23 protein-coding genes, 1 other RNA gene and 1 riboswitch are annotated in these 23,881 nt (G+C 41.6%); of the genes, 14 read left to right on the forward strand and 10 right to left on the reverse strand.

The window, feature by feature from the left end; all coding sequences use genetic code 11:
- The first annotated feature begins 8 nt into the window (after positions 1-8).
- From J3U68_RS00215 to J3U68_RS00230, 4 genes are read left to right on the forward strand one after another with little or no spacing between them, the layout of a single operon-like run.
- Positions 9-749: an amino acid ABC transporter permease gene (locus J3U68_RS00215; protein ID WP_267373192.1), complete on the forward strand. Its 741-nt coding sequence runs from the start codon at positions 9-11 to the stop codon at positions 747-749.
- On the forward strand, positions 746-1,504 hold the full coding sequence (locus J3U68_RS00220; protein ID WP_267373194.1) for an amino acid ABC transporter ATP-binding protein: 759 nt from the start codon (positions 746-748) through the stop codon (positions 1,502-1,504). The genes J3U68_RS00215 and J3U68_RS00220 overlap by 4 nt, the downstream gene beginning before the upstream one ends.
- Positions 1,505-1,526: 22 nt before the next feature.
- A complete protein-coding gene (locus J3U68_RS00225) occupies positions 1,527-1,952 on the forward strand; it encodes a GNAT family N-acetyltransferase (protein WP_267373196.1) in 426 nt (141 codons plus the stop codon).
- Between the two features lie 42 nt (positions 1,953-1,994).
- Positions 1,995-2,816 (forward strand): transporter substrate-binding domain-containing protein, encoded by an 822-nt coding sequence (locus tag J3U68_RS00230; protein ID WP_267373198.1) that lies wholly within the window; start codon positions 1,995-1,997, stop codon positions 2,814-2,816.
- Between the two features lie 446 nt (positions 2,817-3,262).
- Here the strand turns inward: J3U68_RS00230 and J3U68_RS00235 are convergent, their stop codons facing one another.
- From J3U68_RS00235 to rnpB, 4 genes are all read right to left on the reverse strand, one after another.
- The gene (locus tag J3U68_RS00235) at positions 3,263-3,454 is read right to left on the reverse strand and encodes a hypothetical protein (protein WP_267373200.1); all 192 of its coding nucleotides are present in this window, start codon (positions 3,452-3,454) and stop codon (positions 3,263-3,265) included.
- Between the two features lie 412 nt (positions 3,455-3,866).
- Positions 3,867-4,757: a hypothetical protein gene (locus J3U68_RS00240; protein ID WP_267373202.1), complete on the reverse strand. Its 891-nt coding sequence runs from the start codon at positions 4,755-4,757 to the stop codon at positions 3,867-3,869.
- A gap of 347 nt (positions 4,758-5,104) precedes the next feature.
- Positions 5,105-5,833 carry a hypothetical protein gene (locus tag J3U68_RS00245; RefSeq protein WP_267373204.1) on the reverse strand — a complete coding sequence of 243 codons (729 nt, stop codon included), beginning with the start codon at positions 5,831-5,833 and terminating at the stop codon, positions 5,105-5,107.
- A 476-nt stretch (positions 5,834-6,309) separates the two neighbouring features.
- An RNA gene (gene rnpB / locus J3U68_RS00250) (RNase P RNA component class A) lies at positions 6,310-6,668 on the reverse strand.
- Positions 6,669-6,810: 142 nt separating this feature from the next.
- Here rnpB and J3U68_RS00255 point away from each other — a divergent pair.
- Positions 6,811-8,652 (forward strand): ABC transporter ATP-binding protein, encoded by a 1,842-nt coding sequence (locus J3U68_RS00255; RefSeq protein ID WP_267373206.1) that lies wholly within the window; start codon positions 6,811-6,813, stop codon positions 8,650-8,652.
- A 104-nt stretch (positions 8,653-8,756) separates the two neighbouring features.
- The gene (gene dld / locus J3U68_RS00260; RefSeq protein ID WP_267373208.1) at positions 8,757-10,454 is read left to right on the forward strand and encodes a D-lactate dehydrogenase; all 1,698 of its coding nucleotides are present in this window, start codon (positions 8,757-8,759) and stop codon (positions 10,452-10,454) included.
- Here dld and J3U68_RS00265 read toward each other — a convergent pair.
- Positions 10,451-10,639 carry a hypothetical protein gene (locus J3U68_RS00265; protein ID WP_267373210.1) on the reverse strand — a complete coding sequence of 63 codons (189 nt, stop codon included), beginning with the start codon at positions 10,637-10,639 and terminating at the stop codon, positions 10,451-10,453. The genes dld and J3U68_RS00265 overlap by 4 nt on opposite strands.
- A gap of 184 nt (positions 10,640-10,823) precedes the next feature.
- Here J3U68_RS00265 and J3U68_RS00270 point away from each other — a divergent pair, with 184 nt between their 5' ends.
- Together J3U68_RS00270 and J3U68_RS00275 are read left to right on the forward strand one after the other, a co-directional pair.
- A complete protein-coding gene (locus J3U68_RS00270; RefSeq protein ID WP_267373212.1) occupies positions 10,824-11,486 on the forward strand; it encodes a hypothetical protein in 663 nt (220 codons plus the stop codon).
- A 43-nt stretch (positions 11,487-11,529) separates the two neighbouring features.
- Positions 11,530-11,637, forward strand: a riboswitch (TPP riboswitch).
- Between the two features lie 378 nt (positions 11,638-12,015).
- The gene (locus J3U68_RS00275) at positions 12,016-13,002 is read left to right on the forward strand and encodes an aldo/keto reductase (protein ID WP_267373214.1); all 987 of its coding nucleotides are present in this window, start codon (positions 12,016-12,018) and stop codon (positions 13,000-13,002) included.
- A 12-nt stretch (positions 13,003-13,014) separates the two neighbouring features.
- Here J3U68_RS00275 and J3U68_RS00280 read toward each other — a convergent pair whose 3' ends face one another.
- Positions 13,015-13,908: a LysR family transcriptional regulator gene (locus tag J3U68_RS00280; protein WP_267373216.1), complete on the reverse strand. Its 894-nt coding sequence runs from the start codon at positions 13,906-13,908 to the stop codon at positions 13,015-13,017.
- A 438-nt stretch (positions 13,909-14,346) separates the two neighbouring features.
- On the opposite strand from J3U68_RS00280, the gene mgtE reads away from it, so the two are divergent.
- Positions 14,347-15,630, forward strand: a complete 1,284-nt coding sequence (mgtE, locus tag J3U68_RS00285; RefSeq protein ID WP_416384646.1) for a magnesium transporter — start codon at positions 14,347-14,349, stop codon at positions 15,628-15,630.
- Positions 15,631-15,651: 21 nt separating this feature from the next.
- Positions 15,652-16,491 (forward strand): peptide chain release factor N(5)-glutamine methyltransferase, encoded by an 840-nt coding sequence (prmC, locus tag J3U68_RS00290; RefSeq protein ID WP_267373220.1) that lies wholly within the window; start codon positions 15,652-15,654, stop codon positions 16,489-16,491.
- 90 nt (positions 16,492-16,581) lie between these two features.
- Here the strand turns inward: prmC and J3U68_RS00295 are convergent, their stop codons facing one another.
- The 4 genes from J3U68_RS00295 to J3U68_RS00310 all read right to left on the reverse strand — a co-directional run bounded on the left by J3U68_RS00295 (position 16,582) and on the right by J3U68_RS00310 (position 19,642).
- The gene (locus tag J3U68_RS00295) at positions 16,582-17,235 is read right to left on the reverse strand and encodes a site-2 protease family protein (protein WP_267373222.1); all 654 of its coding nucleotides are present in this window, start codon (positions 17,233-17,235) and stop codon (positions 16,582-16,584) included.
- A 62-nt stretch (positions 17,236-17,297) separates the two neighbouring features.
- Positions 17,298-17,918, reverse strand: coding sequence for an L-threonylcarbamoyladenylate synthase (locus J3U68_RS00300; RefSeq protein WP_267373224.1), 621 nt, complete (start codon positions 17,916-17,918; stop codon positions 17,298-17,300).
- A gap of 25 nt (positions 17,919-17,943) precedes the next feature.
- Positions 17,944-18,360, reverse strand: coding sequence for a DUF421 domain-containing protein (locus J3U68_RS00305; protein ID WP_323811411.1), 417 nt, complete (start codon positions 18,358-18,360; stop codon positions 17,944-17,946).
- Positions 18,361-18,958: 598 nt separating this feature from the next.
- The gene (locus J3U68_RS00310) at positions 18,959-19,642 is read right to left on the reverse strand and encodes a hypothetical protein (protein ID WP_267373226.1); all 684 of its coding nucleotides are present in this window, start codon (positions 19,640-19,642) and stop codon (positions 18,959-18,961) included.
- Between the two features lie 1,093 nt (positions 19,643-20,735).
- On the opposite strand from J3U68_RS00310, the gene J3U68_RS00315 reads away from it, so the two are divergent.
- From J3U68_RS00315 to prfH, 4 genes are all read left to right on the forward strand, one after another.
- Complete coding sequence (locus J3U68_RS00315; RefSeq protein ID WP_267373227.1) at positions 20,736-21,119, forward strand: macro domain-containing protein; 384 nt, start codon at positions 20,736-20,738, stop codon at positions 21,117-21,119.
- Between the two features lie 78 nt (positions 21,120-21,197).
- Positions 21,198-21,653, forward strand: a complete 456-nt coding sequence (locus tag J3U68_RS00320) for a GNAT family N-acetyltransferase (protein WP_267373228.1) — start codon at positions 21,198-21,200, stop codon at positions 21,651-21,653.
- Positions 21,654-21,977: 324 nt separating this feature from the next.
- Positions 21,978-23,114 carry an RNA ligase RtcB family protein gene (locus tag J3U68_RS00325; RefSeq protein WP_267373230.1) on the forward strand — a complete coding sequence of 379 codons (1,137 nt, stop codon included), beginning with the start codon at positions 21,978-21,980 and terminating at the stop codon, positions 23,112-23,114.
- Positions 23,114-23,722, forward strand: a complete 609-nt coding sequence (gene prfH, locus J3U68_RS00330; RefSeq protein WP_267373232.1) for a peptide chain release factor H — start codon at positions 23,114-23,116, stop codon at positions 23,720-23,722. The genes J3U68_RS00325 and prfH overlap by 1 nt, the downstream gene beginning before the upstream one ends.
- Positions 23,723-23,881: the final 159 nt, after the last annotated feature.

Below are 23,881 nucleotides of genomic sequence, written 5' to 3' on the forward strand. Positions count from 1 at the left end.
AGGTCAAGATGGCAAATATCATTGATATCAAATTAATTTTTACTCAAATCCCAGCCTTGTTGGCTTATCTGCCGGTGACATTGTTGATCACTGTACTGGCGATGGTGTTGGGGGTGATGCTGGGGTTAGTGCTGGCCATCATCAGGATCAATCGTGTTGCGGTGCTCTATCAGTTAACTACGTTGTTTGTTTCCTTTGTCAGGGGCACGCCATTATTGGTACAGCTTTATCTGAGTTATTACGGTGTGCCGGTATTGTTGCGCTATCTGAATGAATTCTGCCACACCAGTTTCAATATCAACGCCATACCGTCGCTGCTGTTTGTGCTGGTGGCTTTTTCGCTTAACGAGGCTGCCTACAATTCGGAAACGTTACGCGCTGCTTTGCAATCAGTGAGTAAAGGACAGATTGAGGCGGCGCAATCACTGGGCATGACTTATACGCAAGTATTACGGCGCATTGTGATTCCAGAAGCTTTTGTAATGGCATTACCGAATTTGGGCAATGCACTGATCGGTCTGTTGAAAGGTACATCGCTGGCGTTTGTCTGTTCAGTTGTCGAGATGACCGCCAGAGGCAAAATTTTGGCTGGCAATAATTATCGCTATTTTGAAGTTTATATATCACTGGCTTTAATTTATTGGCTGCTAACGGTCATCATCGAACTGGGCGTTAGATACTGGGAAAAGCGCATGGCGATTCCAGATAGCCCGGGGATACCCAGTTATCGTAAAGGTAAGCTTATATGATTCATGTGCATGACCTCAGTCTTGCTTATCAGCAACATCAAGTACTAAAGCAACTGAATTTTTCGGTTAAACAACATGAAATTGTTGCAATTATTGGTGCATCCGGAGCAGGAAAATCAACCTTATTACGCTGTCTCAACTTACTGGAGCAACCTCAGCAAGGGTTGATCAGCATAAATCAGGTGCAGATAGATGCGCGACGAGTGAAAAAGAATGAACTGGTGCAATTTCGCCAGCAATCAGCAATGGTGTTCCAGCAATTTAATCTTTTTCAGCAAAAAACGGCATTGGAAAATGTCATGGAAGGATTGCTGGTGGTGAAAAAATATCAGCACCAAGAGGCGCAGGAGATTGCTTTGGCAAAACTGCGTCAGGTCGGGTTGGAAGATCGGGTTGGGCATTATCCGAAACAATTGTCTGGCGGACAACAGCAGCGGGTAGCCATTGCCAGAGCCTTAGCGATGGATCCAAAAGTGTTGCTGTTAGACGAGCCAACCTCGGCCTTGGATCCAGAGTTGGTTGGCGAGGTATTGGCCACCATTAAGCAAGCCGCTATAGCCGGAAATACCATGATTCTGGTCTCGCATGAAATGAGTTTTGTGTATGAGATTGCTACGCGGGTGCTGTTTCTGGATCAAGGACAAATTATTGAAGATGGCACACCTGAGGAGGTATTTGTTCATCCTAAACATCAGCGTACCAAGGCTTTTTTAGCGCGCTACCATGGCTTATCAGCTGCCGATTATCAGATATAACCATTAAAAATGGAGGTGAGAGATGGATATTATTGTGCAGCAACATTGTCAGGATATTAATTGGCAGCAGGTAGCAGAACTTTTGCAGTTTTACGGCTTGAGTGATTTAGATGCAGAAACGCAGCAACTGGTGTTTAGCCGCAGTTATGCGGTGGTTTTTCTATTGCAGCAAAAACAGGTTGTGGGCGTTGGGCGGGCACTGTCAGACGGCGTGTGTCAGGCCGCTATTTATAATGTGGCACTGGCGGAACATTTACATGGACAGCAATATGGTCGTCTGATTATTGAAAAGCTGGTGGATCAGGTAAAACATTGCAATATCATTCTTTATACCCATCCGCAAACGGTGCAATTTTATCAACGGCTGGGATTTAGCTTAATGAAAACGGGGTTGGTGCTTTATGGCGATGATCACCATGCAGCCATGCGCGAAATGGGTTTTATTTAGGTGTTCAAAGCAAAAATTATGAGATGTAATTAAGGAGAAATCATGCATATCCGACGCATATATACATTGTTGTTGAGCGCAATATTAATGGTTAGTGGCTGTGATGCACAGCAAAAACAGGTTGAAACGGATGGCAAAAAACATGTGGTGATTGCCACTTCTGGTTCACCCAGCCCATTTGTGACGGTTAATAATCAGGGGGAATTGAGCGGCTATGATATCGATGTGGCCAAAGCGATTTTTGCTGAATTGCCGCAGTACAGTATTAGTTTTGAAATCACTGAATTTCCTTCAGTATTGGCCGGACTGGACTCAGATCGTTATCAGGTTGGCGCCAATAATTTTGCCATGAATGAACAGCGTAAGGAAAAGTACTTTTATACCGATCCGATTTTTGTCAATCAATATGTGATTGCGGTGAGAGAGGACGATCAGAGTATCAAAAGTTTTCAGGATTTAAAAGGTAAATCCACAGAAACACCACCTGGATTGAATTACACCACGGCTTTGGAAAACTTCAATCAAAGTAATCAGGATAATCCAGTTAATATTCAATACAGTGAAGCCGATCTGCTGCCAGTGCTGCAAAATGTCGCCAATGGCAAATATGATTTTCAGCTTATAGATCGGGCGATGCTGGAACAATTTATCAAGCAATATCAGTTGAAACTCAAGGTGATTGAATTAAGTAAGGAAGATAATGATCGTATTGGCTCGCCATACAGTTATTTGCTGGTCAGTAAAGGCAATCAGGGTGCTGAGCTGACGCAGGACATCAATCAGGGAATCAAGAAAATTATCCAAAATGGTAAATTGGCTAAAATCAGCCAGCAATATTTTGGTGCAGATTATGCGCCCAAGTAATCGTGAATCTCAGTTTGATGATGGGGACAGAAGACAATATTGAAGAAGTAAGAAACCCAGCTGAATATTGACTGCTGTTGCAATCGAAAGGTGGCCCATTTTGATCTGATCCGAGCTAGCCACCTTTTTGTTTATCTTGTTCTCAAAATATTATTCAGTTAAATATTTTTTTATTATTACCGCTAATGCGTCAGAGTTTTCTGGTAGATGAAAAAGGAATAAATATCTTCCATTAGTTTTGGAGAAGTGACGAAACCTAATGCAATTAAAACTTTTCTTTTAGTTTGTTATTTGATTTACCCAATCCTTGCAATTCTCTTATATCCTGTATAGATGATTATCTTTGCACCAAAATGGTTACAGTTGAGCTGATATGAGTAATAAATGTTGTAGACAACAAAATGATTCACACTCATTGGTAGCGAGATCAGGTTGGCACAATGATTTTAATCTAAAGATGGCAGCAAAGGTAAATACTCCTCCCAGCGATATTCTCGGATCGGCATCGGCTTGGAATTGGTGAAATACAATACCAATGCCGGTTTAATGCCGTTCCAGTTGTCTACAAATTCGTAGCGAATGAGAAAACCATCTTTGATTAGCTGCTTGGCTTTGGCGTGATAATTAAAATAGCTCATATATTGTTGCTTAAATAAATAATCGTTTTTGCCCTTGTAGGTTTTATAAATAGGAGAAGTATCTTTATCTTTGGCTACTGATTTTTTTTCTATATTCTTCTTTATATTTTAATGTTCTCATTCTAAATTCTGAGAATGTAAGTGTTTCTGATTTAACTATTTCCCCATTGGTTCTGTCTATTAGTACTTCTGTTCTATGAATTTTATCTGAGTTAAAAACGACGATATAGTAACGATCATCAAAGAAGTTTTAACATAGATACTTAAGTGTTAAATCTTTTATCAATTTACAGCAATCAGCGTAGCTGAAAAATGGAAAATCCAAAAGAAAGTAGACTTTATTTTAAAATAATGGTTTTCAGGTACTCTTGAGAGTACCTGATTTAAAAGAGAATAATTAATTGTTTATATGCTAGATTTTTGTTGAAAATAGCTGATCTGTTTGATTGTCAATATAAGCTTGATTGACAAGTATTCCATCACTCACATCTTCAACTTCAGGCCCTTTTTTCGTTTGTTTTAACATTTTTTTTGTAATGGTTAAAATACTTTTATGTTGACATTTTGGACATTGGCAGTATTCATAATTTAGCATAGGCATTTGATCGTCAGTCTTTTGAACGAGCAAATCCCGAATATCTTTTTGAAGTTCTACATTGGCTAATGCATCGGCATAACTACCTACACGGCTACTATGTATATTGTTTTCTAATTCTTCATTGGACAAAGAATAGAAAAAATATTTTTTGTACCAAGTTTGGCAATCTTCACAAAAGGCGTCTTCTATAGATAAAGCCGCTAAAATTGGGCAAAGAAAGCCTATGAATTCAACCAGATAAACGCCAGCTAATCCCAACCCTGAAATTGAACCTTCTGAGCTACCTTTTGTAATGGTGATTTCACGATAAGGTATAATTTCATTTATTAATATAGTTATGGTATCAATAGGCGATAAAAATAGTGAAATCCAATTTGACAGATAGTTAGTGTCGAATAATAAAACTTCGAACGTAACCAAATTTGAATAATAGGCAAACAAACAGATTAAAAAAGTCATTAAAATATTGATTTTAACGTTACGGATCTTCGCTATTTGAGATAAATGAGTTTGCAGTACGACTATCAAAGAATACATCCCCACAAGAAGACCGATATCAATAAGAATTAATGGAGAAAAATGAGAAATTATGGCATATACTACGCCGAGTATAATAGCCACAAAAATACCAATCAAAGTCAACAAGATAGTTGAACCAAGATTAAATTTATTGGAAAATTGATAGTATTCATTTGTACTACTCATTGTTTTATCCTTGTAATTTTAAAAATGCTTTTCTAAAGTATACGGCCATGTTTTTTTATGCTTCGAATCTGAGTTGGCCACATCATTGCTCAAGCCTTACTGTATGCTGTTTTTGAGGGGATATAGATTAGGATAGATAAGTTATTATAAATTTAAACTATTTTACGAATATTGGCAAACGATGACCTAATGTACTACACCTTTTGCTGTCGAGAGAGTGAGTTTTTATTATCACTCGATGAAAAGTGGTTTATTCTCATCAAATCATGACAGAGGTGACTGCGCGAGCCAAATTGTTGCAATCGTATCCCCACACAGGGCATGACTGGCATGGCATCAATATAACTTTATCTATCGTTAATTTTAGGAATCACATATTTTTGACCATTGTAACGCAAAGTAAATTTTCTTGGTTTGAGTTTAATTATTTTATCTTCACACTCATTTGGTATTTCAGAGTTGATGATTTTGATTTTAGTTCGTTTATCTGTCACATTAATATCGGCAAAATCGTTAGTTTTTTTTGCACTCATGGATAAGATACTCTCTATTTTATTGAATTCACCTATGCATCCATCATTCGCTTCCCCGCCAGAAAGATATACCTTCAGCATGGAGAGGATGCGGGTGAGTTTATTATTGTGGAAATGATATAAGTTAAGATTCTGTTCTTCGTAGGGAAAATACCCCGAATTGTTTGAGCGGTTTAGACGGATGCCGAAAGCTCTTGACTGAGCAGTAGGATAATAGCGTGCCGTATCGATACTTAACCCAGTAAAATTGATGGCATCACTGGTGATGGCTTTTTTTTCAAAGTTGCGTGCAATGACTTTGTTATTCTTATTATTGACTAAAATAACATCTAAATCAAAACCGGCATAATTAATATCCTGGTCTTTGCTGATTGCCAGTACCACAATAGTTTTAGATGGATCTTCAGGCCAAACCTTACAATCTTCGAAGCTAAAATCTTTATCAGAAACATTAGGATGATATTTAAGTGTTAAATCGTTAATCAGTTTACTGCAATTAGCGTAGCTGAAGAATGGCAAAACCAAAAGTAGGTATACTGCCATGTTTTTTATGCTTCGAATCGGAGTTGGCCACATTATCGATTACACCTTATAGTATGCTGTTTTTGAGGGGATAGATAAGTTATTCTAAATTTAAACTATTTTACGAATATTGGCAAACGATGACCTAATGTACTACACCTTTTGCCGTCGAGAGAGATTGAGTTTTTATTATCACTAGATGCAGAGTGGTTTATTCTCGTCAAATCATGGCAGAGGTAACTGCGCGAGCCAAATTGTTGCAATCGTATCCCCACACAGGGCATGACTGATTGATTTCAATAAGCGCCAACTGTTCCGGCAGCCCAGGCGTATGTCAATATACTGAGCAGGGATATTGACACAGATAAAGATCTCTATTGATGGTTGGTGACAATACGGTGACAGAATAGCTGTTGACATCAAATAATCAAATGTCTGGATAAGTGCCTGTTATTGTGCAAAACTTGAATGAGCGGCTAGATTAAATGCAGGAAAGGTACATCAGGCAACCGATAAGCCGGGTTCTGTCTTGGACAGTCATTCATCTGGGCGCTACATTACTATAGCGCTCAAGCAACCTACCCGGATGCTCGGCGAGCAGCTTCAAGGCATCCTGTTTGGTCTTGCTCCGAATGGGGTTTAGCCTGCTACGCGTTGTTACCAACGGTACGGTGCGCTCTTACCGCACCATTTCACCCTTACCTGTGCTGTGTAATCACAGCCATCGGCGGTCATGCTTTCTGCGCCACTTTCCGTCGCCTCACGGCGCCCGGCCGTTAGCCGGCATTCTGCTCTGTGGAGCCCGGACTTTCCTCTATGTACTGAAGCAGTGCACAGCGACTGTCTGGTATGCTGATGTACCGCGCTTATTTTATCACATTCTCGTGTCCGAACTGTTTTACTTGTCAGAAGTTGTATAATGATTCCTTTTATCATATTCTTGTATCAGGCATATTGGCTGCCTAAGTACCTGTGTGACCTACGAGAAAGTTTAAGTTATGTTTCTTGACCGTTTTTTTTCCTGGTTTGAAAGCCGTATAGATGCTTATCCGGAAGCATTGCCACAACCACCAAAAAAAGGGGTGTTGCCGTTTATCTGGAGTTGTTTAGACGGTACCCGAGGCTGGTTGTTATTGATGGTAATCATGACAGTCGGAACCGGTATTCTGGAAGCTCTGGTTTTCCGTTTTCTGGGCTCAGTTGTTGACTGGCTTGGTACTTATTCGCCTGCACAATTATGGCCGGATAAAGGGCATGAATTGCTTTTAATGGCCGCAGTGATGATTTTCAGTATTTTCTGGTCGTTTTTGTCTTCTAACGTGCAGTTTCAGACTTTGCAGGGCGCTTTCCCGATGCGTTTGCGCTGGAACTTTCACCGGCTGATGCTCGGTCAGAGTATGGGCTTTTATCAGGATGAATTTGCCGGACGGGTGTCAGCCAAGGTGATGCAGACTGCTCTGGCTGTACGCGATACGGTTATGTCGGTCGCGAATATGATGGTGTATGTGCTGGTGTATTTTGTGACCAGTGGCGTGATTCTGGCTGGTATGGATAGCTGGCTGCTGCTGCCATTTATTATGTGGATCGTGCTGTTTGTTTTGGTATTAAAATTTTTGATTCCACAACTATCCCGTACCGCTCAACGGCAGGCAGATGCTCGCAGTCTGATGACCGGTCGTATTACTGATGCTTATACTAATATTGCCACAGTCAAACTTTTTTCACATAGCTCGCGCGAGGCAGCCTACGCTAAAGCTTCAATGCAGGAATTTTTGGTCACGGTTAATGCGCAGATGCGTTTGGCCACTTTGCTCGACAGTTTGAGTACCGCAATTAATATTTTGTTGGTGGTCAGCTCGGCCGGACTGGGAATCTGGTTATGGATACAAGGACAGGTTGGAGTGGGGGCAATCGCCACGGCAACAGCCATGGCTTCGCGCATTAATGGTTTATCGCGTTGGGTCATGTGGGAAAGTGCACGCCTGTTTGAAAATATCGGTACAGTGGAAGATGGCATGAATATTCTGTCGCGTCCGCATACTATTCAGGATAAACCGAATGCACTGCCGTTAAAGGTTGTACATGGTGCGATTGATTTTGAACATGTTAATTTTGCATATAGCGCTGATAAGCCATTGTTAACTGATTTTAATCTGCATATCCGTGCAGGGGAAAAGGTGGGTTTGGTCGGACGCAGTGGAGCGGGCAAAACCACATTAACCAATTTGTTGTTGCGTTTTTATGATGTGCAAGGTGGCCGGATTTTGATTGACGGACAGGATATTCGTGATGTCACTCAGGAAAGTTTGCGCGCTGCACTTGGGCTGGTGACTCAGGATACTTCTTTATTGCATCGTTCGGTACGCGATAACATTATCTATGGTCGACCTGATGCTACCGAACAAGAAATGCAACAGGCAGCGGAAAAAGCGGCAGCAGCTGATTTTATTCCTACTTTGAGCGATGCTAAAGACCGTCATGGCTATGACGCTCATGTCGGTGAGCGCGGAGTGAAATTATCTGGCGGGCAACGGCAACGTATTGCTATTGCACGGGTTATTCTGAAAGATGCGCCAATATTATTACTTGATGAAGCCACCAGCGCGTTAGATTCTGAAGTGGAAGCAGCCATTCAAGAAAATCTAACTCAGCTGATGCAAGGAAAAACTGTGGTAGCGATAGCACACCGTCTGTCTACTATTGCTGCGATGGATCGACTGATTGTTATGGATCAAGGACGGATTGTTGAGCAGGGCACGCATAGTGAGCTATTGGCCAAAAATGGGGTGTACGCCATGCTGTGGCAGCGGCAAAGTGGTGGATTTATTCCAGAAATGTGAATCACGACACGATATAAAAGCTCTTTTCGTTAACATCTAATCGTTCTAGAATAGTTAGTGTTAATCAAAATAACATGTTAACCATTCAGAAGGAGGAATGATTGATGGATACGAACAATCGATCAGAATTGATCCAACAGTTACAAAATATCGTCGGACAGCAACACACTCTGACAGATCCGGCGCATACCTTGCCTTATCGTCAGGGAATCCGTTTTGGTGTGGGTGATGCCCTTGCCGTTGTATTACCGGGTAGTTTAGTTGAACAATGGCAGGTATTGCAGGCCTGTGTTGCTGCTGATGTTATTGTGATCACCCAATCTGCCAATACCGGCTTGACGGGCGGATCAACACCTGATGGTAATGATTACGACCGCCCTATCGTTATTGTCAGTACGCGCCGGTTAGACGGGATCAAAGTGATTGCCAATGGAGAGCAGGTGGTCTGTCTGCCTGGCAGCACCTTATTTCGCTTAGAAAAAGAACTGAAAAAATATAATCGTGGTCCACATTCCGTGATCGGCTCATCCTGCATCGGGGCGTCGGTCATGGGCGGGGTGTGTAATAATTCTGGTGGAGCATTGATCCAGCGTGGTCCAGCTTATACACAAATGGCGGTATTTGCCCAGTTAGACGAACACAATCAGCTGCATCTGGTCAACCACTTGGGAATAGAATTGGGCGATACGCCCGAAGCCATTCTTAATAATCTGCAAAATGGTCAATATACTGATAAAGACATCACCCGCGATGCCGGTTTGGGGCACGATCACAGCTATCGTGATCATGTGCGTGAAATTGATGCAGATACACCAGCCCGCTTCAATGCGGACCCAGCGCGCCATTATGAAGCATCGGGCAGTGCTGGTCGGTTAATGGTTTTTGCTGTGCGTTTGGACACTTTTCCTCTTGAAAAAACCTCAGCTGTATTCTACATAGGGACCAATGATACTCATGAGTTGGATGATATCCGCCGGCATATATTGAGCACCTTTAAAAATCTGCCTGTATCGGGTGAATATATGCATCGAGAAGCCTTCGATATTGCAGCGGTGTATGGTAAAGATATTTTTATTGCCATTCAAAAATTTGGTACCGATGCCATGCCGCGGTTATTTGCTTTCAAAAATTTTGTTGATCGTACCACCGCCAAAATCCCCTTTTTCCCAAAAAATTTCTCTGACCGCTTTGCGGTGTTTGTGTCTAGATTGCTACCACAGCATTTACCACAGTCCATTCGTGATTACCGCGACCGTTATGAACACCATTTGATTTTAAAAATGGCTGATGATGGGATTGCTGAAGCAGAGGCGTTTTTAAAAGACTATTTTCAGCAAAAACAAGGCAATTTTTTCCGTTGTGATGAAAAAGAGGCCGAAGCCGCCATGCTTCACCGGTTTGCTGCTGCCGGAGCGGCAACCACTTATCGCAATGCACACAGCGATCAAGTAGAAAATATTGTTGCACTGGATGTGGCGTTGCGCCGGAATGACAGTGAGTGGTTTGAACACTTGCCAGAAAGCATCAATCAGCACTTTATCCATAAAATGTATTATGGACATTTTTTCTGCCATGTTTTCCATCAGGATTACATTGCTAAAAAAGGCACCAATTGCAGCCAAGTGGAAGATGAAATGTTGGCTATATTGGATCAAAGAGGTGCACAATATCCAGCCGAACACAATGTTGGTCATCTGTACCATGCCAAACCAGCTTTGACCAAATTTTATCGACAGCTAGATCCTACCAATAGTTTCAATCCTGGTATAGGAAAGACGTCGAAAAAGAAATACTGGGCCTAACGGTATCTGCATACAATCACCAGTCTGACACAGTCTGGTGTTTTTTTATATCTAATGCCACTAGCTTGATAATCACCAAATTGTGCTTTAGCAGATTGTTTGATTAGCGCGTCGCTGTTTTTATCGGCGCCTGCCATAATCATTGCCTGTGAAATGCGTTGCATTAATAATTGTTGAATATTCACACTAAACCTAATTGATTGGAATAAAATGCCCAATGAAATACTGGTAAATTGATAAATTGTCACTGTGGGATTAGTTAAGGACAAGTAAATACAGCGTGTTTATATAAAATAAAATTATGGTAAATTAGAGTGACATAGGTTACTGTATGTTCAAAATAAATTGCCTAAATAGAAAGAGTGATAAATGTTCCAAAAATTTGTTAAATGGGGTGTAATTGTCAATATATTTTTATTTTTTTCTGCTTTAGCCTTGGCTCAAGCACCTGACAATGTGCCAAACCTAAAACTCCCCATAACTTCTTCACAATTTAAAAAATACTATAAGCAAAGTGATGGTTACACTATCCTTTCGGACGAGTATTCAAAACTTACTCAACCCTTAAATAAGCAAGAAATCGATTTTCCGATTAAAAATGGGGATTATAGATTTGATCTATTATTTGATCGATTTACACAAGATATCCGCTACTACGTAGTAGGTGGCTTTGTGCAGGATAATTATCTTTACAAAGTGATAATTTATAATGGTAATCCTTCTGGTCGTACTGATACAGAAGTAGCAAATGTTCAAATAAATAGTTACGATGAACAAGGTAAATTGATTGATGCTTTGCTTTTAGATAGTGGATATGACTATAAATATGACAGTAATATTAAATTTTCGGTCAATGAGGATTTAACAATAAACATAAAAATGTCTGTGCCTTACTGTGTTGAATATCCTGATGCAGAGTCACATAAAAATGCCCCTAAGTGGTTAGAATATAAGGAAGACATATATCAGATTAATCAAGGGCAATTTAAGTTAGTCTCTTCCAAGAAAGAAAGAGTTTATTTGTCACAGTGAAGGGTAACTATTTACAATTAAACCTTCACCCTCTAAGCTAATATTGTTCTCAACGGGGTGCCGAGTTGGGCTGAGAATGTTAACCTGCTAACATAACTCGTCGAACCTGAACTGGATCATGCCAGCGGAGGGATTTGAGTTATGATATCTGCCCAAACCTTTTGTCTTTTACTTACTATTTTGGAGACAAAATGTTTCGTCACAGTCAATTATTGTCTATTGTTTTCCTTTATTGTGCTTTACCGGCGCCGTCTTTGCTGAGCAGCCAACTTTAACTGTCTATAGTTATAACCCTTTTATGTCACAGTGGGGTCCCTAAGAAGCGATCAAAATGATTGTAATAAAATGCCCAATGTAATACTGGTAAATTGATAAATTGTCTACGAATGCATAGCCTAAGATTTAATTATTGATGAATAGCATTCATAAACCCTCGTAAACGGCGGTACTTAATCTCTGACCAAACAAGCAGTATGCTGTAAAGGCAAATTTATTGTTCGCTAGCAGCACACAGTACAGGAGATTTTGTATGCAAAAGCGTTATTTAGGCAAAAGTGGCTTAGCTGTTTCAGCTTTAGGTATGGGGTGCATGAGCTTAAGCTACGGATATGGACCGCCGATCAATGCTGAACAAGGCATTGAATTAATACGCTCAGCGGTTGCACAAGGGGTGACCATGTTCGATACCGCAGAAGTTTATGGACCCTATTTGAATGAGGAATTAGTAGGGACAGCGCTCAAGCCATATCGTCATCAAGTCGTGATCGCCACCAAATTTGGGATTTCGATTAATGAGAATAACCAGCAAATTTTAAATAGTCGACCGGAACATATTCGTCAGGCTGTTGACGGCTCCTTACGCCGATTACAAACTGATGTGATTGATTTACTTTATCAGCATCGGGTAGATCCGCAAGTTCCGATTGAAGATGTAGCTGGAACAGTTAAGGAGCTCATCAATGCAGGAAAAGTGCGCTATTTTGGCTTGTCTGAAGCCGGTGCCGATACCATCCGGCGTGCTCATGCCGTCCAACCTTTGGCTGCCGTCCAAAGCGAGTATTCGATGTGGTGGCGCGAACCTGAAGAAAAAATCCTGCCCTTATTGCAAGAGCTCGGAATTGGGCTGGTGGCGTTTAGTCCACTGGGAAAAGGCTTTCTCACCGGAAGTATTGATGCCAATACTACCTTTGCCGAAAATGATTTCAGACGTCAGGTGCCACGCTTTGCACCGGCTGCCTTGAAGGCAAATCAGAGTTTAGCTCAGTTGTTGCAATCATTAGCTGCCAAATATCAGGCCACTGCTGCACAAATTTCTCTGGCCTGGCTATTGGGGCAAAAACCGTGGATCGTTCCGATTCCTGCGACCACCAAATTGCATCGTCTGAAAGAGAATCTGGCTGCAACCACTCTCAAACTGACACCGACGGACATCAGCGAAATGAATCAGGCACTGGCACAAGTGCAAATTGTCGGTGAGCGCTATCCTGCTGAATTACAAGCACGAGTTGGTCGCTAGAGATTGCTTTAATTAAAATGGCATACGCAGTGCCGATAGCAGCAACCGAAACGCCTGCGTATGCTGTTTTCTGCTAGGGTAATATAAATAATAACCCGGAAAAGATGGACTCCATTGCTCAAGCACGCTCACCAGCTTGCCGGATGCCAGCTCTGGTGCCACCATGTCTTCAGGAAAGCAGCTAATACCCAATCCCGCCAATACCGCATTCTTACGCAGTCCTATATGGTTTAGAATCAGTTGTCCACCTAACTTAACACGGAATAATTTTCCTGCCTGTTCAAATTCCCATTGATATATGCCACCGGCACTGGGTAAGCGCAAATTAATGCATTGATGATGCTGTAATTCTGTTGGATGAGTGGGCAGACCATGACTGGCAAAATAAGCCGGCGTCGCCACAACAACCATACGCATTTCATCGCTGATTTGCACCGCCACCATATCCTTTTCAATACTTTCTCCCAATCTGACACCAGCATCAAAGCCATGACGCACAATGTCGACAAAATGATTGTCGATAACCAACTCCAGATTAATTTGTGGGTATGTTTTGAGAAAACACTCCAGCTTAGGCCACAAAACATAACACGCCGCATGTTCCCCAACCGATAAGCGAATATGCCCGCTGACCACACCGTTACGATCAAGCAGATATTGCAAGGTCTGCTCCAATTCATTCAGGCGCGGTTCCAGTCTGGCAATGATCTGGGCGCCCACATCTGTCACGGCAACACTGCGTGTCGTGCGGATTAAAAGCCGTGTTTGCAATTTCTGTTCCAATACCTTGATGGAATGGCTCAGGGCAGATTGCGTTACGCCAAGTTTTCCCGCGGCCTTGGTAAAACTCTTTTCTCTGGCTACCGCAAAAAAACACAGCAATTCATTGAAGTTTTCTTTTAACACTGGCTATCTTCCTGTTAAATTTGGCATTTAAAAATGCATGGTCAACCAAAAAATCATCGATTTCACTCGCGTTTTCGTTGCTGACTTTTATCCACGAATTAATATTTGCCGACTCTTCTATGGCATAAAGTCACAGTTCACCCGTAAAATCCGTGTACAATATAACTGTAGCCTGCTTTAGCAGGCTTTAATTTATCTTTAAAAACCTATCTTACCTCGGAGTATACGCTTCGCAGGCGCAGCAATAACCTTGCCTTTAGTGCAAAAAATGGTCAGGACACAATTACAATGGATAGCCATAGCAACGCTAGCGAGCTGGAACGACAACACCTAGATACCGATCATATCTGTGAATTGGTGGCAACATTATTGCCAGCTGCTGAATATATTCATTCACCTAGTCAGTCTTTCCTGCAGACAACAGAGCAGGAAGAGGCCATGGCCGAACTTCTGACCACCTTGCACGATCTGCATCCCGCAGATATGGCGACATTGCTAGAATCTTTACCATTAGAAGAACGTATGCTGGTGTGGAAACTGGCGACACCCACCGAAGATGGTGAAGTCTTACTGGAAGTATCCGATCCAGTGCGTGAAACCCTGATCGATAACATGGAACAGCAGGAGTTGCTGGCTGCGGTTGATGATCTGGATGCAGACGAATTGGCCGAGCTGGCGCCCGATTTACCAAAACAGGTGGTGTATGAAGCTCTCAGCAGCCGGGATGAAGAAGAGCGGGCACAAATAGCGGCGGCAATGTCGTTCGAAGATGATCAGGTGGGTGCCTTAATGGACTTCGAACTGGTCAGTATCCGTGCCGATGTGAGTTGTGAAGTTGTACTGCGGTATTTACGCCGGTTTGAACGCCTGCCCGACCACACCGATAAAATTTTTGTCGTTGATGATCAGGATGTGCTCAAAGGGGTGTTGCCGATCCGTAGCTTGTTGGTAGCGGATCCAGAATCAGAGGTTTCACAAGTGATGGCCGATGACGTGGTTACCTTTCGGCCTGAAGACGATGTCGAAGAAGCAGCGGCTGCATTTGAGCGCTATGACTTAGTGACCGCGCCAGTCGTCGATGATAATCGCAAACTGATCGGGCGCATTACCGTAGATGAAATGGTGGATGTTATCCGTGAAGAATCCGAAGCCGATATGTTGAATATGGCCGGTTTACGCGAAGAAGAAGATTTGTTTGCCCCGATCATCGATTCAGTTAAAAACCGCTGGATTTGGCTGGCTGTCAATCTGTGTACTGCCTTTCTGGCCAGCCGCGTGATCGGCATGTTCGAACATTCCATCGAAAAAATTGTTGCCCTAGCTACGTTGATGCCTATTGTAGCGGGTATAGGTGGCAACTCAGGCAATCAAACCATCACCATGATTGTGCGTGCCATGACTTCTGGGCAAATCAGCAACAGTCAGGCTCGGCGATTACTGCGCAAAGAGCAAGGCGTTGCACTAGTCAATGGTCTTATTTGGGGATCAGTCATGGGTTTGCTATCGTATTTTCTTTACCATAACCTGGGCATAGGCTTAGTGATGGTGGCAGCCATGACTTTAAATCTATTACTTGCCGCCACAGTTGGCGTATTAATTCCAGTATTAATGCAAAAATCAGGGCGTGATCCAGCACTGGGCAGCAGCGTTCTGATAACCGCGGTAACCGATTCGGGCGGATTCTTTATTTTCCTCGGTCTGGCTACCCTGTTTTTACTCTAACTGCGCCAACGGATGTTTATCATGACCCAAGAAAAACCAACCACGATCAGTCTTTGGCTACAACGCAGTGGTTTGAATAGGCTGGAGGCGCGACTACTACTGCAACACATTTTGTCTCTTAGTCATGCCGACATCATCGCGCATGGTCAGCGTCAGCTTACCATACAGCAACAAAATCTCTTGGATCAGCTAGCTGCCCGAAGACTAGCTGGTGAGCCAATGGCTTATTTGCTGGGCTGGAGAGAATTTTATGGTCGGCGTTTTAACGTGTCAGAAGCAGTTCTGATACCTCGCCCAGAAACAGAACACTTGGTGGAAGCAGCCTTAACACGTCTACCACCACAAGGTCGTATCTGGGATTTAGGCACCGGTAGTGGTGCCATTGCGATCACCCTAGCTTGTGAAAGACCCGACGCCGAAGTGTGGGCTGCCGATATTAGTGCGGCTGCCTTAACTGTGGCCAGAGAAAACGCCATTGCCCTACAGGCTAAGGTAATTTTTGGTCAGGGTTCATGGTATCAGGCTCAACCACAACCATTAGCACACAGCGTGGATATCATCGTTTCTAATCCACCTTATATTGCTGCGGACGACACCCATTTAATGCAAGGTGATCTGCGCTTTGAACCCAAGCACGCCCTGACCGATCATGACAATGGCTTGAGCGCGTTGACATCCCTCATAACCGGTGCATCCACATTTCTGCGTCACCAAGGCTGGATAATGCTTGAACATGGCTATGATCAGGGGCAAGCTGTGCGCCACACCTTAGCCCAAAATGGTTTTGTACAAATACAAACGCAGCCAGATTTGGCTGGATTGGATCGGGTCACTCTTGGGCAATGGGTAGCAACGGCATAAATGGTAAGGGGAAAAATAGCAAAAACCGCTGCCGAATAGGTCGAGCAAGCGGTTTTTGCTGTGTATAAAACTCTGATGCAACAGCCATCATTACATAAAAATTGATATTAAAGCTTGGCACATTCGCAAAATGAGTTCAAGAAACGGCTCAATGAAATAGGCGAGCAGACCGGTAGCCATCAGCAACAAAATAATCCAAGTTCCATAGGGTTCCAGCTTACGATATTGCATAGATGCACGTGCCGGTAAAAAGGTATCGATAAAACGTGCCCCATCTAGTGGCGGAATAGGGATTAAATTTAAAACACAGAAAACGGCATTAAATTTAATGCCCATCATGGACATGATGCTTAACGGTTCCTGAAAATATTCTGGAATCCAAAAGCTGATAACATACATCATTGACCAAGCTAGACACATTAACAGACTGGTTAACGGCCCAGATATTGCCACCATGCGTATGCCCATTCGTACATCTCGAAATTTACGAGAATTAATCGGCATCGACTTGCCCCAGCCAAAAATATACTGACCATTGGATATTAAAAACATAATCAGTGGCAAAATAATTGTTCCAATCAGGTCGATATGCTTGAGCGGATTGAGGGTTAATCGTCCCATCGTTTCAGCAGTGTCATCACCGTAATATCGTGCAACATAGCCAGACGCGACCAACGTTAGCGTAATCGCCGATAAAATGGGTATAATCGCCAGAAACACTAAGCCGATTTCAAAATTCTCCAATGTGCTTTCCTTTAAAGATTACAAATTTTTCATCAGAACCAGATATAGTACCAGTTTGCCATTTATAATCCAAGCAAACTGATGTCTCCCTTACCTGCGCGTATCAGTTCAATTCCATCTGTCATATCCACCACCGTCGTCGGGTCTGTACCACACCAACCGCCATCAATCACCAGATCTACTGCATGCTCAAGTTGATCACGGATTTCATATGGGTCGGTTAATGGTTCATCTTCATGCGGCAGCATCAGTGTGCACGACAACATCGGTTCGCCTAGATTCTGTAACAGAGCTAACGCAATACGATTATCCGGTACGCGTAAGCCAATGGTTTTGCGTTTCGGATGCAGCGTGCGCGCCGGTACCTCTTTAGTGGCTTGCAAAATAAAAGTATAACTACCCGGAGTAGAAGATTTCAGCAACCGGAACTGACTGTTATCCACTTTGGCGTAAATACCAAGCTGGCTCAGATCATGACACATCAACGTCAGATGGTGTTTCTGATCAATACCGCGGATACGCAGAATCCGTTCCATTGCCTCCTTATTACCTAGTTGACAGCCCAACGCATAACAGGAATCAGTTGGATAAACAACCACACCACCATGGCGTATGATATCCGCAGCCTGCACAATCAATCGTTCCTGCGGATTGTCAGGATGAATAGCAAAAAACTGAGCCATACTCGTCTTCCTTATTTCACATTTATTACAATATAAAATCCCGGATGGATAATCTTGCTTTGCGAAAATTTTGCGTCAGCAAGATACCATTTTGCCTTAATCTTATCGACCTTCCATCGACAAAGTCTTTGGCAAAGGTGCGCTGAAAAGTTAAATAACGAACTAACAATAATAATCCCGCCCAAAATGTTGTTGCAATCATCAATAGTAGAAAACTGATGGACGGATTGTATAAAGGTCCACCAATAATCGCGCCAAGGACGACATTACCCACCTGATCTATAGCCGAAATAGGTGCCAGTGATCCTTTACCTGATAGGTTGATGTATAACAATAGGATACAAAATGCCGCAAGCATCTTAGTAATGATGTTAATGTAAATTGAGCTTATGCAATTCCTTTGCCGGCTTCCAAAATATTGAACTGCATACAAAGCAAGCATTAAAGATATTGAGTAACTATTATACCTAAACAGGTGCAGATGGATGTGTTTAGTAATAATAAAGCTAGATTAATTTTATTTTTGTTAGCTGTTTGTTTCCAACACTTAGGGCTAGGCATACAAGACAAATATCCACCTTTAGTTGGTTTAATTTGCACTTTCACAATGGTTTTATGTTTTGTATGGGTTGTTTATCTTTTTCTGTGGCGGCGAGCTTATTGTTAATGGAGAAAAATATCTGACTTATTACGAATCATTGGAATTGGGTCGTGCCCTTATTTCATTGTATTACGGCATTCTCTGTTATGATATGCTCCATTAATACATGTTTTTTACTTTCGTTTTTTATTATTTGGTTTAAGCTGAATTTAACCGCTTAATCATACTGTATTTAATAATACTTAGAAATATTCATTAATCTGTTTCTTTTCTGGTATGTAAGAAAAAGCCTCTTCCTTTTTTGTTTCTCTTTTTTTCAATATCTATAGCGGTTGTTAAATTCTGATTTTGAGTGTATTGATTCCATAGTTCTTCCTCTTCCTTGATTATCCACTGTTCTTCTGTGTAGTTTTGCCGTCATAGGTGCGTAAAACCGCAACTATTTTTGTTTTTCACTTTTTAAACTATCTAAATAATTATCCAGTAGGCTCCCTTGTTTATCTCCCAAATAACGTTTGATAGTAAATAGTGTTTCTCCGGTGGTTCCGTTAATGAGATAATACTCAACTTTGTTATTATTCAGTGAGTTATATTTATAGCAAATTTCATATAAAGGAAGATTTACATCTTTTTTTTCTTCATATCTTGAAACATAACTAACACGTTCAACATCCAATAAGTCTATATCATATTCGTTCTTCATTTTTTTTATTAAATCTTCTATCGAAAATTGATACGGCTTGTCATAATCTATTTTCTTGATTAATTGCCCCGTTTCATTATAACTTTCCCAAATTCCTATGTTGATTTTATAAAATTCTGTTCCAGTTAATAATAAACGATTGGTTTTAAGTGAGAATTTATTAAATTTATAATAAGGTGAATTAATATTATTTAATTCTATTTGTACTGCATCATTAAAATATTCAATACTTATTCGTTCCTCTCCTTTTTTTAAATATTTATCTTTTCCTGTCGGTGAATATTTTGTATCTATTTCCCAATCTTTATATTTATTTATGTCGAAATATTCCTTTGTATTTTCGTTTAAATTATTTTTTATTATTTGACTACTGCAACTGTTTAGTAAAACTAATAAACCTACTACAATCAATTTTTTCATTTTTCCGTGTCCGGTATATTAGGGTTAATTATATGCCATTGCCAATGCCACATACTGTACGCTATATCTCTGTACCGCATAACCTTATTGGCTCAATGTGATTTATCCTAATCAGTATTTGGAAAAACATTTTCGTCTAAAGGAGAGCTATTTCTATGCGTATGCTTCACATTAAATCCATGCAATCCTTCGTGGTTCATGGTACAAAATGTCTTAAAGGAAATAAAATTAAATTTTTTTGAAAATTTTTCTTCTTACTCCTGCAAAATCAACTGTAATTTCAAATGCAGTTTTCCCATGAATATCATCATGACTATTAGCTCCTAATGGAAAAACGGTAAAGTAACCCAATCTGTATTCACTGTTAATTGAATTCCCATTAATATCTTCAGCTTCAACTAATAGTTTGAAAATTCTTCAAAAAAATCAGGTGCATCTTGATTAATTTTATTTGCGTTGTCAACATATTTTCCGCCGATTTAAATTTTTTATTGGTAGATAAATCTAAATCAATGGGGAAATTTTCAAGTATTGGAATGATTAAAGCTTGATAGAATCAGTTGTAAAATATTTTTTCTCTTTATCATTAAATTTCCCTTTTCCGATTTAATATTATTATTATTGACATCCGTCAAAATACTCATTACCACCAACTTTTCTTCTTTACGTATTTTTTATCATTGTGCAATACCATCATTAGGACTATGCCGTTTAACTGTTTTGTAGTGATTTTTATCAATTATTTTATTATTTAAATCAATATTATTTCTGTAATCAGCTAAATTTAAGTGAACAAATCAGAATGGTGCCATATTGCCTATTGTTGAATTGTCATGATTTTTTATTCTGGTTTGCCGTTATTCTTTTACAATAGCCGATGTTTTGCTTAGCAAGCAGCATTATTATGTGATTGACATAAGAGAGCTATTCTAAACACAAGCCTGTCAAACTGACAGGTAAAATATGCCCATTGCTGATAAAAAAACATGATTGACCGTAAAACGATACAGCCAGCATAAAATGCTGCTGCAAAATTTACAGAATTTAAAGTGCAAATTCATCATGCAGCTTGAAATTATTCTGGAAAATTTACTTGAACAACCGCTCGAAGTCATCGTCAACACATGGAATCGCCATATTATTCATTGGTGGTTACTGTTGCCGCAGGGGAGTATCCGATGCCATCAAGAAAAAAGCTGGCTATGCTCCTTTTCGCGAACTTGGCCGAATAGGTGCACTTAAATTAGGTTCCGCAGTGGTAACCAATGCCGGTAAATTGCCTTATCAAGCCATTATCCACGTAGCCGGTATCAACATGTTCTGGCGTACCAGTGCCTATTCAATTCGTACTTCAGTTATTTCTGCCATGCACCTAGTCAATACCCGCAATGATACTTCAGTCGCCTTTCCTCTGATTGGTGCCGGCTCAGGTGGCTTTAGTCCAGAGCAGGCACTGCGGCTTATGCAGGAAACATGATTACCAATTGAAACTAACGCACGGGTAATTATTGTAAAATATGTGTCCCCTAAATCACATTTGTAGAAAAATTTAATAATGTTAAATCAAATTACAATCATCCGAGCAACATCAGAACAGCTTGATGATGCCATCATGCTTTTTGCCAGCTATCGGCAGTTCTATGGCCTGACGGACAAACAGACAGCAAGCAGAAATTTTATTCAAGAAAGACTGGAAAAGCAGGATTCCGTTATCTTCATTGCCTATGATCAACAACAAGCTTGCGGGTTTGTACAGCTATATTTCTCCTTTTCTTCATTATCCGTATCGCCCACAATCATACTCAATGACCTATATGTCCCTGAAAACCACCGACAAAAAGGGATTGCCACACAACTGATGCAATACGTCACACAATTTGCACGTGATAATGGCTACAGTGGTATTTCATTGTGTACCGCCAACGACAACCACAAGGCAAGAGCCCTATATGAACAGGCTGGCTATCAGATTGATGAACAATTTGTTTATTATTTTTTAAACTTAAACTAAGGCCAACAAGCGTGCCGAAACAGCCTAAAAGTGGTGAAACAGCCACAACGCACCAGCCGACCCGAAAAAAACAACTGAATATTTGACGGCCAGTAGAAGCTGATTTAAAGTACCGCACACATCAAATTATTTATATTGCAACGGAAAGGAATCATTATGTTTGTACTACCTATCCTTTGCAGGTCAACCCAGGGCTAATCACCTCCTGATCCTTGGCTTCGGCCTGCCAATTTCTTTACAGCACGTTATACCTGTTCATACACAATGAACAAGGATGACAACGCCTGTTTATTATTTAAATAAAATAAATTGGAATGGATCAGAATGGGCAATTCTATTCAGCAGCCAACTGCTGGCATCATCCTAATTACCACCCCCGAACTGTGGTTAGAAGGCGAAGCTATCCAGCAGCTGCACACAACAGCAACATTACCCGACATCAGCTATGCAGCAGCCATGCCGGATATTCATCCCGGCCGCGGCTATCCCGTTGGCGCAGCTTTTTTTACTACACAACTTATTTATCCAGCACTGATTGGCGGCGACATTGGCTGCGGCATGTCATTATGGCAAACATCACTTAAAACCCATGCCATAAATCAGGCCAAACTAATCAAACAACTGGGCAATCTCGATCAGCCACTGAATGCATCGGAATGTATCAGCCTCTGGCCAGATATACAGCCGCTACAACAGCATAACTATGCATCCGGCACCATAGGTGGAGGCAATCATTTTGCCGAATTACAAATGTTGGATACCATTTATGTAGCGGAAATCGCCGAACAAATCGGTTTAAATAAGCAGCACCTGCAACTAATGGTACACAGTGGTTCCCGCGGACTCGGTGGCGCGATTCTGGATAAACACATCCGTCAGTATGGTCATCAGGGCTTAATCGCAGATAGTGAAGCCGGTAAATCCTATCTGACACAGCACAATCAGGCACTGGCCTATGCACGGCAAAATCGGGAGCTGATTGCCCGCCGCATACTGACTAATCTGCGTGCACAAGGGCAAAAACTAGCAGACATCTGCCATAACTTTATCGAAGCGACCTGCATCCATGGCGAAAGCGGGTGGCTGCACCGTAAAGGTGCAGCACCTGCTACCCAAGGACTAGTGGTGATACCGGGTTCGCGCGGCGATTACAGCTATCTGGTGCAACCATTGGATACCCCAATCGCCCTTTACTCCCTCGCACATGGCGCAGGACGCAAATGGCAGCGCTCAGCCTGCAAAGGCAGACTATCCCAACGCTATACCGTCGAACAGCTAAGCCGTACTGTCCATGGCAGCCGTGTAATTTGTGCCGACCGTGAACTTATCTATGAAGAAGCACCGCAGGCCTATAAATCCATCGATAGCGTCATTACTGCCATGGTACAGGCTGAATTAATCCGGCCAATAGCCCGTTTCAAACCAGTGGTCACCTATAAAGTAAAAACGGAGAAAAAATAATGCTGCTTTTACAATTATCAGCGGCTTACGGGCCGGCTGAATGCTGTCTGGCCGTAGCAAAAGCACTGGAACGCCTGCAACACGAAGCCATAGAGATTCAGGTTGAAATAGACATATTGGAGCAAGAACAGTCAAAACATGGACTCCACTCAGTACTGCTTGCTCTTAATGGTGAACTAGAAAGATCCTTAGCTAAACAGTGGGTGGGAACCATTCAATGGATTTGTCCCAGCCCCTACCGCCCAAAACACAAACGTAAAAACTGGTTTATCGGCGCCGCATGTTACGAGACAATTACCCAACATCAATCTGATGAAATTATTTTCGACACCATGCGTGCCTCCGGTGCGGGAGGTCAGCATATTAACAAAACAGAATCAGCTGTCCGAGCCACCCACCTAGCCAGCGGTATCAGCGTAAAAATCCAGACCGCACGTAGCCAACATACCAATAAAAAACTGGCTGTTCTACTGCTACAACACAAACTGGCGCAACAGAAACAACAGTTATACGCCAAACACAAAGCAGAGCGTCATCAGCACCATCACCAAATAGCGCGCGGAAATCCCACTCGAATATTTATCGGACAGGATTTCAAACCTGTATAATGTTTTAGTCCAGAGCATCCATCGTTCATAAAGCTGATTACTTTATTTTCATACTACACAACTGAGCTTACTGCACATAAGCTCAGTTGAATTAATTAAACCTAAGAAAGAGACAATCAAACAAGGTGTTTTTCTGTGGGGATGTAGAGTCAAATAGCA

Origin of the sequence: Snodgrassella sp. B3882 (assembly GCF_026535915.1) — a bacterium.
Taxonomy (GTDB): domain Bacteria; phylum Pseudomonadota; class Gammaproteobacteria; order Burkholderiales; family Neisseriaceae; genus Snodgrassella.

Bases quoted from the DNA above. Each gene is read 5' to 3' on its own strand.
- J3U68_RS00300 (WP_267373224.1), bottom strand. From the start codon at position 17,918: ATGGCTCAGTTTTTTGCTATTCATCCTGACAATCCGCAGGAACGATTG.
- J3U68_RS00240 (WP_267373202.1), bottom strand. From the start codon at position 4,757: ATGAGTAGTACAAATGAATACTATCAATTTTCCAATAAATTTAATCTT.
- mgtE (WP_416384646.1), top strand. From the start codon at position 14,347: ATGGCCGAACTTCTGACCACCTTGCACGATCTGCATCCCGCAGATATG.
- J3U68_RS00310 (WP_267373226.1), bottom strand. From the start codon at position 19,642: ATGAAAAAATTGATTGTAGTAGGTTTATTAGTTTTACTAAACAGTTGC.
- J3U68_RS00220 (WP_267373194.1), top strand. From the start codon at position 746: ATGATTCATGTGCATGACCTCAGTCTTGCTTATCAGCAACATCAAGTA.
- J3U68_RS00320 (WP_267373228.1), top strand. From the start codon at position 21,198: ATGTTAAATCAAATTACAATCATCCGAGCAACATCAGAACAGCTTGAT.
- J3U68_RS00255 (WP_267373206.1), top strand. From the start codon at position 6,811: ATGTTTCTTGACCGTTTTTTTTCCTGGTTTGAAAGCCGTATAGATGCT.
- J3U68_RS00235 (WP_267373200.1), bottom strand. From the start codon at position 3,454: ATGAGCTATTTTAATTATCACGCCAAAGCCAAGCAGCTAATCAAAGAT.
- J3U68_RS00225 (WP_267373196.1), top strand. From the start codon at position 1,527: ATGGATATTATTGTGCAGCAACATTGTCAGGATATTAATTGGCAGCAG.
- J3U68_RS00275 (WP_267373214.1), top strand. From the start codon at position 12,016: ATGCAAAAGCGTTATTTAGGCAAAAGTGGCTTAGCTGTTTCAGCTTTA.
- prmC (WP_267373220.1), top strand. From the start codon at position 15,652: ATGACCCAAGAAAAACCAACCACGATCAGTCTTTGGCTACAACGCAGT.
- J3U68_RS00305 (WP_323811411.1), bottom strand. From the start codon at position 18,360: ATGCTTGCTTTGTATGCAGTTCAATATTTTGGAAGCCGGCAAAGGAAT.
- J3U68_RS00270 (WP_267373212.1), top strand. From the start codon at position 10,824: ATGTTCCAAAAATTTGTTAAATGGGGTGTAATTGTCAATATATTTTTA.
- J3U68_RS00215 (WP_267373192.1), top strand. From the start codon at position 9: ATGGCAAATATCATTGATATCAAATTAATTTTTACTCAAATCCCAGCC.
- prfH (WP_267373232.1), top strand. From the start codon at position 23,114: ATGCTGCTTTTACAATTATCAGCGGCTTACGGGCCGGCTGAATGCTGT.
- J3U68_RS00325 (WP_267373230.1), top strand. From the start codon at position 21,978: ATGGGCAATTCTATTCAGCAGCCAACTGCTGGCATCATCCTAATTACC.
- dld (WP_267373208.1), top strand. From the start codon at position 8,757: ATGGATACGAACAATCGATCAGAATTGATCCAACAGTTACAAAATATC.
- J3U68_RS00245 (WP_267373204.1), bottom strand. From the start codon at position 5,833: ATGGCAGTATACCTACTTTTGGTTTTGCCATTCTTCAGCTACGCTAAT.
- J3U68_RS00230 (WP_267373198.1), top strand. From the start codon at position 1,995: ATGCATATCCGACGCATATATACATTGTTGTTGAGCGCAATATTAATG.